The sequence below is a fragment of the Pseudomonas sp. IPO3749 genome, from assembly GCF_013386605.1.
Taxonomy (GTDB): Bacteria; Pseudomonadota; Gammaproteobacteria; order Pseudomonadales; family Pseudomonadaceae; genus Aquipseudomonas; species Aquipseudomonas azotoformans_A.
Map to the genome: position 1 here is coordinate 32,700 of NZ_JACARN010000036.1, position 13,500 is coordinate 46,199.

Below are 13,500 nucleotides of genomic sequence, written 5' to 3' on the forward strand. Positions count from 1 at the left end.
TTCAGTAGTCATCCCCACGTTCGGTCACGTCGCGCTCTACCGGCGCGGCGTCCGGGTCATACCCGACCGGGAACTTGCCCTTCAGCGTCCAGGCAAACGCAATGATCTCGGCGATCGTGCGGTACAAGTCCTCTGGAATACTGTCGCCCAGTTCCATCCGCGCCAGCAGTTTGACCAGCTCGGCGTTTTCATAGATCGGCACTTCGTTTTCGCGCGCCAGCTTCAGGATGGCTTCGGCCAGGGCATCGTCGCCCTTGGCGGTCAGGGTCGGTGCCTGCTGGCCGTCGTACTTGAGGGCAATCGCCTGGCGCGGTGGGTTGGCGTTTTTCATGCGGTTTCATCCACCCAGCGTTGCTCCAGTCCGGTTTTCGGCCCGCGTGGCGGGGTGCCGAGGTGGCAATCGAGGTCGCCGACATTGATCCCCGACGTCACCAGGCGTTCGCGCAAGCTGCCCAAGTGGCTTTCGATCAAACTGGCGGTGAATGGCCGCGAGGCCCACAACTGGCTGGAGAGTTTGCCCTGGCTCAATTGCGCCTGCACCTGCAGCGGCCCCAGCGGCTCCATGTCGAACGCCAGTTCGACGCGCCAGAGCATCTGCTTGGCATCCTTTTTCTCTTTGCGTTCGGGCTGGTCCTTGTCCGGCGCCGGTTCTTCGCGCTGGAACTTGACCTGCAACGGCACGATGTCTTGCAACGTGCGCATGGGGATTTCCAGCTGCCAGGTGGTTTGCAGGCGGCCGTCGGCGGTGGTGCCGGTCTGTTCCAGGCTCGACAATTGATGGCTCTGCAACCGCGAGATTGCCCCGGCGGCCAGGCGCAGCAGGTTTTCCAGGTCGCCTTCGCCTTCCAGTTTGGCCATCAGCCGTTCAGGCAGAGGAAAGCCAACGGGTGCTTGGCGCGCACTGACCTGGCCGAGGGTGTTCAAAGGGCTGCGCACGAAGTTGGGCAGCACCTGGGCCAGGGTGTTGGCGGCGAGGATGGCATTCATGTTGGTGCTGGCGGGGAGCGCAGGCAGCAAGTCGGCGACCAGGCGCAGCAAGGCACCTTTCATGTCCAGCGGTGGGACTTGCGGGTTTTGCCCGGCGAGCAGCTTGGCTTCCAGAAAGGCACCGCTGTTCTGGATGACTTGCGCCAATACCTTGGGATTGCTGACCTGCGCCAGGTCGGGCAGGGCGGCGAGTAAACGCTCGGCGGCGCCGCGCAGCTCGGCGGAGGTGCTGTCGCCGCGTGGCAGGTTCTGCAGCGCTGTGAAGACGGCATCCAGCGAGCCTTGGCGACTTTGCTGGGTCGACAGTTGTTGGGTGACGGCCAGCTGATCCTTGAGTCCGCTCAACGGCACAAAGCTTAAAGTCTGCGCGTTCTGTACCACGGCGCTGAGCAGGCTGCCGACGCGCAACGGCTGCGGGCTTTCCACGCTCAGGGTCGCGCCGGTCAGTGCGCTGTTGAGCACGGTGACCAGCGAGCGATAGATCGCCGGTTGCGCCGTGCCCTGGGGCAACATCTGGGTGGTCAGCACCTTGGCCTGAAGCAGTGCGCCCACCGGCATCTGGTGGGTGTCGATGCGGGTGAGGGCGGCGACATTGGCGCTCAAGGCCTGTTGCAGGCTGAGGGTCAGGTTGCCGGTGGGCGTCTGGCTCACCGCCACATTGCTGCCCAACGGCAGCGGCTGCGGGCTGCTGGCCTGCACCAACGTTTGGCGGCCGCCTTCAAGGGTCAACTTGAGCAGCAACTGAAAGGCTTCACCGCCTTGTTTCAGGGCGATGACTTCTGCGTTCGCGGTTTTCCCAGGGTCGATCAGGCCGATCTGCGGCTCCAGCAGTTTCAGCAACTCGCCGGCCGCAGGCGCAGGGCCGGGCCCGGCTGCCGGGGCGGGTGGAAGCGTAGGAAGGTTGATCTCACCGGTCATCGCGCGCGTCGTCTCTGGGGAAATTGCCCTCTTTAGAGTAGGGCATCACATGTATAATGCCGCCCGTCTGCAAAGAGAGCGGTAAAAACCTCACAACTATTTGATCCAGCTCTCTAAAATCGGTCGCCAAAGCCGTTATTGTGCATTTCTCTTTAACGGCCGCTGCACCGCCGACTTGAACCGTAAAGGCCCGCGATCTTTTGACCAGCCCTCTTCTTGAAGCCGTAGCGCTCTCCTGTGAACGCGACCTGCGCCTGCTGTTCGAGCACCTCGAACTGCGGCTGACGGGCGGCGACATGGTGCAGGTCAGCGGCCCCAACGGCAGCGGCAAGACCAGTTTGCTGCGCCTGTTGGCCGGGTTGATGCAGCCGACGGCTGGGGAAGTTCGCCTGAACGGCAAGGCCCTCAACGAACGACGTACCGAACTGGCGCGCAACCTTATCTGGATCGGCCACGCCGCCGGCATCAAGGACGTGCTCACCGCCGAAGAGAACCTCAGCTGGCTCAGTGCCCTGCATCATCCCGCGTCGCGCGATGCCATTTGGCAGGCCCTGGCCGCAGTCGGCCTCAAGGGCTTTGAAGACGTTCCCTGCCACACCTTGTCCGCCGGCCAGCAGCGCCGCGTGGCCCTGGCGCGTTTGTACCTGCCGGGGCCGCCGCTGTGGATTCTCGACGAGCCCTTCACCGCCCTCGACAAACAAGGCGTCGCCCAGTTGGAAGAACACCTGGCCCAGCATTGTGAGCAGGGCGGTCTGGTCATCCTCACGACCCACCACACGCTGACGCGCATGCCTGCTGGCTATCGCGATCTCGATCTAGGGCGGTGGTCGGCATGAGCGTATTCGCCCTGTTGGTCGCCCGTGAAGCGCGCTTGCTCTGCCGTCGCCCGGCGGAACTGGCCAACCCGCTGGTGTTCTTCGCGATTGTCATCGCGTTGTTCCCGTTGGCAGTCGGCCCCGAGACTAAACTGTTGCAAACCTTGTCCCCGGGACTGGTGTGGGTGGCCGCGCTTTTATCGGTCCTGCTCTCGCTGGACGGGCTGTTTCGCAGTGATTTCGAAGACGGTTCCCTGGAACAGTGGGTCCTTTCGTCGCACCCTCTGCCACTTCTGGTACTGGCCAAGGTACTGGCACACTGGGCTTTTTCCGGCTTGGCGCTAGTCTTGCTCTCGCCGCTGCTGGCGATGATGCTGGGCTTGCCCGTCGAATGCCTGCCGGTGTTGCTCCTGTCCTTGTTGCTCGGTACGCCGGTGCTCAGCCTGTTGGGGGCTGTGGGCGCAGCGTTGACCGTGGGTTTGAAGCGGGGCGGCCTGTTACTGGCCCTGTTGATTCTGCCTTTGTATATCCCGGTGTTGATCCTGGGCAGCGGTGCTTTACAGGCCGCACTCATGGGCATGCCGGCGACCGGTTACCTCCTGTGGCTTGGTAGCCTGACCGCCCTGGCGGTAACCCTGACACCCTTTGCTATAGCGGCCGGCCTGAAGATCAGCGTCGGCGAATAATGAGGTCTGGTTAAGCGTTGTCTTAACCAGTAAAGACCCTAAGCTTTTCGCAACGACGAAAAGCTACCGTGATGGAAACAGCAATGAACTGGACCTGGTTTCACAAGCTCGGCTCGCCCAAATGGTTCTATGGCATCAGCGGCAAGCTGCTGCCGTGGTTGAGCATCGCTGCCGTATTGCTGATCGGCATCGGCCTGGTCTGGGGCCTGGCCTTTGCGCCGCCGGACTACCAGCAAGGCAACAGCTTTCGCATCATCTACATCCACGTGCCCGCCGCGATGCTGGCCCAGTCCTGCTACGTGATGCTGGCGGTGTGCGGCATCGTCGGCCTGGTGTGGAAAATGAAACTCGCGGACGTGGCCCTGCAATGCGCCGCGCCCATTGGCGCGTGGATGACTGCCGTGGCGCTGGTCACCGGCGCAATCTGGGGCAAACCCACCTGGGGTTCGTGGTGGGTGTGGGATGCGCGACTAACGTCCATGTTGATCCTGCTGTTCCTGTACTTCGGTCTGATTGCTCTGGGCAACGCGATCAGCAATCGTGACAGCGCCGCCAAGGCCTGCGCGGTGCTGGCGATTGTTGGCGTGATCAACATTCCGATCATCAAATACTCGGTGGAGTGGTGGAACACCCTGCACCAGGGCGCCACCTTCACCCTCACCGAAAAACCGGCAATGCCCGTGGAAATGTGGGCGCCGCTGCTGCTGATGGTGCTGGGCTTCTACTGCTTTTTCGGCGCCGTGTTGCTGATGCGCATGCGCCTTGAAGTGCTCAAGCGTGAATCGCGCACCAGCTGGGTCAAGGCCGAAGTGCAAAACAGCCTGGGAGCGCGCGCATGAGTTTTGCTTCTTTCAGCGAGTTTCTCGCCATGGGCCATCACGGCCTGTATGTCTGGACGGCCTATGGCATCTGCCTGGCGGTGCTGGCCCTCAACGTCGCCGCGCCGATCCTGGCCCGCAAGCGTTACCTGCAACAAGTGGCGCGTCGTCTGCGCCGGGAGACCGAAAAGTGAATCCGCTGCGTAGAAAGCGTCTGTTGATCATCCTTGCCATCCTGGCCGGCGTCGGCATTGCCGTGGCCCTGGCCTTGAGTGCCCTGCAGCAGAACATCAACCTGTTCTACACCCCGACCCAGATCGCCAATGGCGAAGCCCCTGTCGATACACGGATTCGCGCCGGCGGCATGGTGGAGCAGGGCTCGCTGAAGCGTTCCGGTGATTCCCTGGACGTGACGTTCGTGGTCACCGACTTCAACAAAGCCGTGACCATCACCTACCGCGGCATCCTCCCGGACCTGTTCCGCGAAGGCCAGGGCATCGTCGCCCTGGGCAAGCTCAACGCCGACGGCGTGGTGGTGGCCGATGAAGTGCTGGCCAAGCACGATGAAAAATACATGCCGCCGGAAGTCACCAAGGCCCTGAAAGACAGCGGCCAATCCGCGCCAACGCCTGCCAAGGAGGGCTAAGCCATGACGTCCGCACTGTTTATTCCGGAGCTGGGCCAGTTGGCGATGATCCTCGCCCTGTGTTTTGCCGTCGTCCAGGCCGTGGTGCCGTTGCTCGGCGCCTGGCGTGGCGACCGCCTGTGGATGAGCCTGGCGCAGCCGGCGGCCTGGGGCCAGTTTGCCTTTTTGCTGTTCGCCTTTGGTTGCCTGACCTACGCCTTCATGACCGACGACTTTTCCGTCGCCTACGTCGCCAATAACTCCAACACCGCTTTGCCCTGGTACTACAAGTTCAGCGCCGTGTGGGGCGCCCACGAAGGTTCGCTGCTGCTGTGGGCGCTGATTCTTGGCGGCTGGACCTTCGTCGTGTCGGTGTTCTCGCGCCAACTGCCGCAAGTGATGTTGGCGCGCGTGCTGGCGGTGATGGGCATGATCAGCATCGGCTTCCTGCTGTTTTTGATCATGACCTCCAACCCGTTCAGCCGCATCCTGCCGCAGATTCCTACAAACGGGCATGACCTCAATCCATTGCTGCAAGACATCGGCCTGATCGTGCACCCGCCGATGCTCTACATGGGTTACGTAGGTTTCTCCGTGGCCTTTGCTTTCGCCATCGCCGCCTTGCTCGGTGGGCGCCTAGATGCGGCCTGGGCACGCTGGTCGCGGCCGTGGACCATCGTCGCCTGGGCTTTCCTTGGGATTGGTATCACCTTGGGGTCGTGGTGGGCGTATTACGAACTCGGCTGGGGCGGCTGGTGGTTCTGGGACCCGGTGGAAAACGCCTCCTTCATGCCTTGGCTGGTGGGCACGGCGCTGATTCACTCGCTGGCCGTCACCGAAAAACGCGGCGTGTTCAAAAGCTGGACCGTGTTGCTGGCCATCGCGGCATTTTCTCTCAGCCTGCTCGGCACTTTCCTGGTGCGTTCGGGCGTGTTGACCTCCGTGCATGCGTTCGCCTCCGACCCGGAGCGCGGCGTGTTCATCCTGATCTTCCTGCTGTTTGTAGTCGGTGGCTCCCTGACGTTGTTTGCCCTGCGTGCGCCCGTGGTCAAGAGCCAGGTCGGTTTCAACCTGTGGTCGCGGGAAACCTTGCTGCTGGGCAATAACCTGGTGCTGGTAGTAGCGGCGTCGATGATTCTGCTCGGCACGTTGTACCCCTTGGTGCTGGATGCCCTGAGCGGCGCCAAGCTGTCCGTCGGCCCGCCGTACTTCAACGCGTTGTTCATTCCTTTGATGGGCCTGTTGATGGTGGTGATGGCCGTCGGCGTGCTGGTGCGCTGGAAAGACACCCCGGTGAAATGGCTGGTGGGCATGCTGATGCCGGTGCTGCTGGGCAGCGTGGCCTTGGCGGTGATCGCCGGGTTTGCCTACGGCGATTTCAACTGGGCGGTGCTCGCGACCTTCCTGCTCGCTGCCTGGGTATTGCTGGCCGGCGTGCGTGACGTCGTCGACAAGACTCGCCACAAAGGCTTGATCAAGGGCCTGCCCAGCCTGACCCGCAGCTATTGGGGCATGCAGATCGCCCACATTGGCATCGCCGTGTGCGCCCTGGGCGTGGTGTTGTCCAGCCAGAACAGCGCCGAGCGCGACCTGCGCCTGGCGCCGGGTGAGTCCATGGACCTGGCCGGTTACCATTTCATCTTCGAGGGTGCCAAGCACTTCGAAGGGCCGAATTTCACGTCAGACAAAGGCACCGTTCGTGTCGTACGCAACGGCAAGGAAATCGCTGTGCTGCACCCGGAAAAACGCCTGTACACCGTGCAGAGTTCGATGATGACCGAAGCCGGCATCGACGCCGGTTTCACCCGCGACCTGTATGTGGCGTTGGGCGAACCCTTGGGCGACGGCGCCTGGGCCGTGCGCGTGCACGTGAAACCGTTCGTGCGTTGGATCTGGTTCGGCGGCCTGCTCACCGGTTTCGGTGGCTTGCTGGCCGCGCTGGACCGGCGTTATCGGGTCAAGGTCAAGAGCCGGGTGCGTGAAGCGCTCGGCCTACAGGGAGCGGCGGCATGAAGCGTTGGTTGATGGTTGTGCCGCTGGCGATGTTTCTGGTGGTTGCGGTGTTCTTGTATCGCGGGTTGTATCTGGACCCGGCCGAGCTGCCTTCGGCGATGATCGGCAAGCCGTTCCCGGCGTTTTCGCTGCCGACCGTGCAGGGCGACAAAACCCTGACCCAGGCCGACCTGCTGGGCAAACCGGCGCTGGTCAACGTGTGGGGCACCTGGTGCATCTCCTGCCGCGTCGAACACCCGGTGCTGAACAAGCTGGCCGAGAAGGGCGTGGTGATCTACGGCATCAACTACAAGGACGACAATGCAGCGGCCTTGAAGTGGCTGGCCGAGTTCCACAACCCGTATCAGTTGGATATCCGCGATGAAGACGGCAACCTCGGCCTGAACCTCGGTGTGTACGGTGCTCCGGAAACCTTCTTCATCGACGCCAAGGGCGTGATCCGCGACAAGTACGTCGGCGTGATCGACGAAGTGGTCTGGCGCGAGCAACTGGCCGCCAAGTACCAGGCGCTGGTCGATGAGGCCAAGCCATGAAGCGTCTGTTAGCCGCTGCGGTCCTGGCGCTTGGACTGGTCGGCGTGGCCCATGCCGCCATCGACACTTACGAATTCGCCAAGGACGGTGACCGCGAGCGTTTCCGCGAACTGACCAAGGAACTGCGTTGCCCCAAGTGCCAGAACCAGGACATTGCCGACTCCAACGCACCCATCGCCGCCGACCTGCGCAAAGAGATCTTCCGTATGCTCGGGGAGGGCAAGGACAACCAGCAGATCATCGACTTCATGGTCGACCGCTACGGTGATTTCGTGCGCTACAAACCGGCGCTCACCGGCAAGACCGCGCTGCTCTGGTTCGGCCCTGCCGGGCTGTTGTTGGCTGGCGTCGTCGTCATGGCCGTGATCGTGCGCCGCCGTCGCGCCGCACCGACTGACGGCTCCGACGCGCTGTCCCCTGATGAGCGTAAACGTCTCGACCAATTGCTGGACACCAAGACTGATGATTGATTTCTGGCTCGCAGCCGGCTTGCTGCTTCTGATTGCCCTGAGTTTCCTGCTGATCCCTGTACTGCGCGGCCGCCGCGCCCAGCGCGAAGAGGATCGCACCGCGCTGAACGTGGCGCTCTACCAAGAACGTGTGGCCGAGCTGCAAGTGCAGCAGGACGAAGGTGTGCTCAACGCCGCCCAACTCGACACCGGCCGCGCCGAAGCTGCGCGCGAATTGCTGGCCGACACCGAAGGCGTGGAAAAACCCCGCGAGTCGCGCCTGGGCAAGCCGTTGCCATTTTTGGCGGCGTTTCTGGTGCCTGTCCTGGGCGTTGCGCTGTACCTGCATTACGGGGCCAGCGACAAGGTCGAACTGACCCGCGAGTTCTCCCAGCCGCCGGTGTCCATGGAAGACATGACCCAGCGCCTGGAACGCGCCGCCGCCGCCCAACCGGATTCGCCGGAAGGCCTGTATTTCCTGGGGCGTGCCTACATGGCCCAGGACCGTTCCGCCGATGCCGCAAAGGTCTTCGAGCGCACCGTGGCCCTGGCCGGGCGCCAGCCGGAACTGCTCGGCCAGTGGGCCCAGGCGCAGTACTTTGCCGACAATAAACAGTGGTCGCCCAAGGTTCAGGCGCTGACCGATGAAGCCTTGAAGCTGGATCCGAAGGAAGTCACCAGCCTTGGCCTGCTCGGTATTGCGGCATTTGAAGGCCAGCGTTATCAGGAGGCGATTGACTACTGGAACCGTCTGCTGGCCCAACTGCCAGCGGAAGACAACTCCCGCGCGGCGTTGCAAGGTGGCATTGATCGCGCAGCTGAGAAGCTGAAAGAAAACGGCGGCACCGTCGCCCCTCAAAAAGCCGCGATGAAAGTTCGTGTAGATCTGAGCGCCGACGTGAAGGCCAAAGCCCTGCCGACTGACAGCGTGTTCATCTTTGCCCGTGCGGTCTCCGGCCCACCGGCGCCATTGGCCGCCAAACGCGTCACCGTCGCCGAACTGCCGATCACCGTCGAACTGGGCGATGCTGACGCAATGATGCCGCAGTTGAAACTGTCGAACTTCCCCGAAGTCCAACTGGTTGCGCGCATATCCCGGGCTGGTGTTCCGACAGCTGGCGAGTGGATCGGCCGCAGCCAACCCTTGGCCAGCACCACGACTGCCCTGCAGCAGCTGACCATCGACAGTCCGGACAAGTAAATCGAGGAAACGCCTATGACCGCATTTGCACGCATCACCCTGCTTAGCCTGGTATTGGGCCTGAGCGCTTGTGCGGTCCACCGCCCACCTCCCGCGCCTACCGGCCCGACCATTCCACCGTCGGGCCCGTCGACCCAGCCAACCACCAAACCCTCCGGCCCAGTGACCCCTGCACCGAAGCCAGTGCCCACCAAATCCGCGACCTTCGCCCCACCCCCGGGCGCCGTGAGCCACTGGGACGGCAAGATGCAGGTGTATGTGCTGGACGAACAGCCCGACACCTTCTACCGCCAGCGCACGTATTACCGCTGGAGCAACGGCTGGAGCCGCTCTATCAGCCCGAACGGGCCGTGGGAAGAGACCGACGTGCAGGGCGTACCGCCGGGGTTGAGCAAGCAGTACGCGCAATGACAAAAGGCGACCTTCGGGTCGCCTTTTTCATGCCTGTGCAACACGTTCTCCAATCTCAAAGATCATCTGTGGGAGCGTTGCTCAGTGTTAGTCAGTTAGCCATACCCCACTCATCTCCCGGCATGATTCGTTTCATAAACTCATCGAAAAGAGGAACTGTAAATGCCGTGTCCCCGTGATTCGGGCTCCAGATCATTCCTTTCGCAATCAGGCTATTGCGGATGGGCCCCAGCGCCTGAACCCGGCGACCCAGTCGATCAGCAATATCTCCGGATCGATGCGGTCCGGGTCCGAGCTCTGCCATTGCTCGTAGGTACTTCTTCTCCGTAGGAGTGAGACGATCAAAGCGTACCCGAAAGAAGCTCTCATCGAGCGCCGCTACGGCCTCGCCGGAGGCGAGTTCCACGTCGGTAATCGTGATAGGGCTTTCCCCCGCGACATCCCATGCGTGATTGCCCCATTCTTGTAGGAAATACGGATAACCCCGGGTTCTGCTGACGATGATTTCAACAGCTTCTGGATCGTATGCCACGCCTTCGTCTTCAGCGGGTTTGACGATGGCGAGTGTTGCCTCTGCCTCAGATAGAGGTCCGATTTCCGGATAGTCAAACAACCTTTCGGCATATGATTTCGCGTTGCCCGCTCGACCTCGCAGCTGAGGAAGACCAGCCCCCACTACGGTGACAGGCAGGCGTGACTGGGCGCAGCGGTGCAAAGCAGAGATGAGTGCAGAGAATTGCGACTCTTCGACGTATTGCATTTCGTCGATAAAAATCACCAGTGCGGAGCCAACTGACTTGGCTGCCAGGCCTGCTTGCTCAAGCAGTGCGGAAAGATCTGCCTCCAGATCGCCGTTATCCGCTAGACCCGCCTCAGGTTCGAGATCCAGTCCCACCTCAATATCGGCATAGATAACTTTCAGTGAGCCGGCAAAGCCTGCCAGCGCGCGCAAACCACGGCGGGCCAGATCCTTTGCCGCGTCCAGGCGGCTCAGTCGGAGAAGGGCCAGACGTAACTGCGGGGCGAGCAAAGCCGGAAGGGATCGATTCTCAGGGGCTTCAATACGTATGGTATGTACACCTTCACCTTCTGCATCCAGACGCATCTGATCAAGTAATACGGTTTTTCCAACCCCTCGGAGTCCGACCATCAACACGCTTTTTGCCGGACGACCTGTTCGCAAGCGGGCTATACCTATCCGCACACGTTCTCGTAGCTCACCTCTTCCGGCAAGTTCGGGCGGTGGTGTGCCTGCTCCGGGGGAGTAGGGATTCGTAATAGGGTTCATGAATATACCGAACTTATCAATGTTATGTGATTTTCATAAACTAGCTAAACTCCCTACATATCTCAAGCTTTAGCCTACGTCGCGCATAGATATTGAGCGCTTCAAACAGATTGAAGCAGAGGCTGTCTCCACTGCCATCAAAACCTTGCATCAAACCTTAACCAAGCATTTTTCTGTCCAGAATGCGCCGGCCATGCTGATCGCGCCCAGGCTCTAAGTGGGAGCGATCAACGAAATGCATCAGTTCACGGGGCACTCCCGCTCCAGTGCCGTATCCACCCACAACTGAGCAATCTCAATCATCTGCACCACCGCCAACACCTGCTTGCGGCCCGAGCCATCCAAGTGCTCGGCACAGTCGTACGCACACACAGTTGCCGATTCCAGCGAGCAGCGATTGCGAGACGCTAACGGTGCGTTATGGCAACCGCAACCGAAAGGGAAGGTAGGAAAAATCGCATATGTTGTGGCGAGCGGGCTTGCCCCGCGTTGGGCTGCGAAGCGGCCCCAAAACCTGGCGACGCGTTCTGCCTGAATGAACACGGTGGCCATACTGGGGCTGCTACGCAGCCCAACGCAGGGCAAGCCTGCTCGCCACAGGGTTGATCCGAGTTTCAGCCAAGTCCAACCTTTCACAAAACCTTCATCCAACCGACCCCCTCCAGTCATGTGCAAGTAATAGCACTGACACCTCCCGCGCCTACTGTCGTTTGAACTCAACCGCAGCCATCCCCTGGCTGTTCAAACAAGACAGAGAAGCCCATGAATCACGCTATCCATGTCGATCACTTGAACAAGACCTTTGCGAAGAAATCCGCGTTGGTCGACCTCGAACTCACCATTGCCCCAGGTGAGATGGTCGCGCTGATTGGCGCTTCCGGTTCTGGCAAGTCCACCTTGTTGCGCCACTTGGCGGGGCTGGCCTGTTGCGACAAGAGCAACGGCGGCAGCGTCAAGGTGCTGGGCCGGGAAGTACAGGCCAGCGGGCGCTTGAATGGCAGGGTGCGGCGGCTGCGCGCGGACATCGGCTACATCTTCCAGCAGTTCAACCTGGTCAACCGCCTGAGCGTGCTTGACAACGTGCTGCTCGGTTGCCTGGGCCGCATGCCGCGCTGGCGCGGCAACCTGGGCTTGTTCAATGCTGAAGAGAAAGCGTTCGCCATGGAGTCCCTGGCACGCGTTGGCCTGGCCGACCTGGCCGCGCAACGGGCCTCGACCTTGTCCGGCGGCCAGCAGCAGCGCGTGGCGATTGCCCGTGCATTGACCCAGCGCGCCGAGGTGATCCTGGCCGACGAACCTATCGCTTCGCTGGACCCGGAGTCGGCACGCAAGGTCATGGAGATCCTCGCTGACATCAACCGCCGCGACGGCAAGACCGTGGTGGTGACCCTGCATCAAGTCGATTACGCCATGCGTTATTGCCCGCGTGCCGTGGCCCTTAAAGGTGGCCGCATTCATTTCGACGGGCAGGGCAGCGAGATGAGCAGCCACTTCCTCAATGATTTGTACGGTGCCGACGTCGACACCAGCCTGATGTTTTCCGACCAGACCCGCCACACCTCCGTCACCCCTCGGCTGGCCCTGGCGCGCGCTTGAAATCCTACTCACGACCCACAGGAATCCTTTCCATGTTGAACCGTATCGGCCAAGTGTTTCTGTCCGCCGCGTTGTTGGCCAGTGTCGCCATGGGCAATGCCTACGCGGCCGACAAAGCCATCAACTTCGGCATCATGTCCACCGAGTCTTCGCAGAACCTCAAGAGCATCTGGCAGCCGTTCCTGGATGACATGCACAAGAAGACCGGCCTGACCATCAACGCCACCTTCGCCTCCGACTACGCCGGGCTGATCCAGGGCATGCGCTTCAACAAGGTCGATGTGGCCTGGCTGGGCAACAAGGCCGCGATGGAAGCGGTGGACCGCTCCAACGGCGAGATCTTCGCCCAGACCGCCGCCGCCAACGGCGCCGCCGGTTACTGGAGCGTGCTGATCGTGCGCAAGGACAGCCCGATCAACAACGTTGAAGACATGCTCAAGAACGCCAAGAACCTGACCTTCGGCAACGGTGACCCGAACTCCACCTCGGGCTATCTGGTACCGGGCTACTACGTGTTTGCCAAGAACCATGTGGACGCCGCCACCGCGTTCAAGCGCACGTTGAACTCCAGCCATGAAGTCAACGCGCTGAGCGTCGCCAAGGGGCAGTTGGACGTCGCCACCTTCAACACCGAAAGCTGGGAGCGCCTGGAAGTCACCCAGCCGGACAAGGCCGCCATGCTAAAGGTGATCTGGAAATCACCGCTGATCCCGGCCGACCCGATGGTGTGGAGCAAGGCCCTGAGCGACAGCGAGAAAACCAAGATCCGCGACTTCTTCGCCCACTACGGTGACACCGATGAAGAGAAGGCCGTGCTGAAGAACATGCAGCTGGGCAAGTTCCTCGCCTCCAGCGACGACCAATTGTTGCCGATCCGCCAGTTGGAGCTGTTCAAGCAGCGCACCACGATCAGCGCGGACGACAAGCTGGAAGCGGCGGATAAGGCCAAGAAACTCGCCGATATCGATGCTGACCTGGCCAAGTTGCAGCAGCGCATCACCGAACTCGACAAAAAAACCGCAGCTAACGGCTAATCCCCCGCCTGTATGCAGAGTGCTTTTGTGGTGAGGGGGCTTGTCCCCCGACGGGTTCACAGCAGAGCCATTGGGGCTGCTGCGCAGCCCAGCGCGGGGCAAGCCCGCTCACCACAGAAGCCAGGC

The 13,500-nt window shown here is 61.5% G+C and carries 16 protein-coding genes; 12 read left to right on the forward strand and 4 right to left on the reverse strand.

Annotation, left to right across the window (positions count from 1 at the left end; genetic code table 11):
• Nucleotide 1: 1 nt before the first annotated feature.
• On the reverse strand, nt 2–331 hold the full coding sequence (locus HX812_RS14910) for an EscU/YscU/HrcU family type III secretion system export apparatus switch protein (RefSeq protein ID WP_038841992.1): 330 nt from the start codon (nt 329–331) through the stop codon (nt 2–4).
• Nucleotides 328–1,905 (reverse strand): flagellar hook-length control protein FliK, encoded by a 1,578-nt coding sequence (locus HX812_RS14915; RefSeq protein WP_038841994.1) that lies wholly within the window; start codon nt 1,903–1,905, stop codon nt 328–330. Before HX812_RS14915 ends, HX812_RS14910 begins: the two co-directional genes overlap by 4 nt.
• A 200-nt stretch (nt 1,906–2,105) precedes the next feature.
• Between HX812_RS14915 and ccmA the strand changes: the two genes are divergently transcribed.
• The 10 genes from ccmA to HX812_RS14965 all read left to right on the forward strand — a co-directional run bounded on the left by ccmA (nt 2,106) and on the right by HX812_RS14965 (nt 9,456).
• On the forward strand, nt 2,106–2,741 hold the full coding sequence (gene ccmA, locus HX812_RS14920) for a cytochrome c biogenesis heme-transporting ATPase CcmA (protein WP_038841997.1): 636 nt from the start codon (nt 2,106–2,108) through the stop codon (nt 2,739–2,741).
• Nucleotides 2,738–3,406, forward strand: coding sequence for a heme exporter protein CcmB (gene ccmB, locus HX812_RS14925; RefSeq protein WP_003189951.1), 669 nt, complete (start codon nt 2,738–2,740; stop codon nt 3,404–3,406). Before ccmA ends, ccmB begins: the two co-directional genes overlap by 4 nt.
• 83 nt (nt 3,407–3,489) lie before the next feature.
• Nucleotides 3,490–4,245, forward strand: a complete 756-nt coding sequence (locus HX812_RS14930; RefSeq protein WP_038842001.1) for a heme ABC transporter permease — start codon at nt 3,490–3,492, stop codon at nt 4,243–4,245.
• On the forward strand, nt 4,242–4,418 hold the full coding sequence (gene ccmD / locus HX812_RS14935; protein ID WP_038842003.1) for a heme exporter protein CcmD: 177 nt from the start codon (nt 4,242–4,244) through the stop codon (nt 4,416–4,418). Before HX812_RS14930 ends, ccmD begins: the two co-directional genes overlap by 4 nt.
• Nucleotides 4,415–4,870, forward strand: coding sequence for a cytochrome c maturation protein CcmE (ccmE, locus tag HX812_RS14940; RefSeq protein WP_028615684.1), 456 nt, complete (start codon nt 4,415–4,417; stop codon nt 4,868–4,870). The genes ccmD and ccmE overlap by 4 nt, the downstream gene beginning before the upstream one ends.
• 3 nt (nt 4,871–4,873) lie before the next feature.
• Nucleotides 4,874–6,862, forward strand: coding sequence for a heme lyase CcmF/NrfE family subunit (locus HX812_RS14945; protein ID WP_038842006.1), 1,989 nt, complete (start codon nt 4,874–4,876; stop codon nt 6,860–6,862).
• Nucleotides 6,859–7,395, forward strand: a complete 537-nt coding sequence (locus HX812_RS14950) for a DsbE family thiol:disulfide interchange protein (protein ID WP_016978490.1) — start codon at nt 6,859–6,861, stop codon at nt 7,393–7,395. Before HX812_RS14945 ends, HX812_RS14950 begins: the two co-directional genes overlap by 4 nt.
• Nucleotides 7,392–7,865: a cytochrome c-type biogenesis protein gene (locus HX812_RS14955; RefSeq protein ID WP_017136200.1), complete on the forward strand. Its 474-nt coding sequence runs from the start codon at nt 7,392–7,394 to the stop codon at nt 7,863–7,865. Before HX812_RS14950 ends, HX812_RS14955 begins: the two co-directional genes overlap by 4 nt.
• Nucleotides 7,858–9,045, forward strand: coding sequence for a c-type cytochrome biogenesis protein CcmI (gene ccmI / locus HX812_RS14960; RefSeq protein WP_038842010.1), 1,188 nt, complete (start codon nt 7,858–7,860; stop codon nt 9,043–9,045). The genes HX812_RS14955 and ccmI overlap by 8 nt, the downstream gene beginning before the upstream one ends.
• A 15-nt stretch (nt 9,046–9,060) precedes the next feature.
• Nucleotides 9,061–9,456, forward strand: coding sequence for a lipoprotein (locus tag HX812_RS14965; protein WP_033901408.1), 396 nt, complete (start codon nt 9,061–9,063; stop codon nt 9,454–9,456).
• Nucleotides 9,457–9,547: 91 nt separating this feature from the next.
• On the opposite strand, the gene HX812_RS14970 is transcribed toward HX812_RS14965, so the two are convergent.
• A complete protein-coding gene (locus HX812_RS14970; protein WP_038842011.1) occupies nt 9,548–10,744 on the reverse strand; it encodes an ATP-binding protein in 1,197 nt (398 codons plus the stop codon).
• A gap of 240 nt (nt 10,745–10,984) precedes the next feature.
• Entirely contained in the window at nt 10,985–11,131 is a 147-nt protein-coding gene (locus HX812_RS32105) for a DUF6124 family protein (RefSeq protein WP_371318419.1), read from the reverse strand.
• Between the two features lie 375 nt (nt 11,132–11,506).
• Here HX812_RS32105 and phnC point away from each other — a divergent pair, with 375 nt between their 5' ends.
• The gene (gene phnC / locus HX812_RS14975) at nt 11,507–12,340 is read left to right on the forward strand and encodes a phosphonate ABC transporter ATP-binding protein (protein ID WP_038845851.1); all 834 of its coding nucleotides are present in this window, start codon (nt 11,507–11,509) and stop codon (nt 12,338–12,340) included.
• Between the two features lie 32 nt (nt 12,341–12,372).
• Nucleotides 12,373–13,374, forward strand: a complete 1,002-nt coding sequence (phnD, locus tag HX812_RS14980; RefSeq protein ID WP_038845852.1) for a phosphonate ABC transporter substrate-binding protein — start codon at nt 12,373–12,375, stop codon at nt 13,372–13,374.
• The last annotated feature ends 126 nt before the right edge of the window (nt 13,375–13,500 follow it).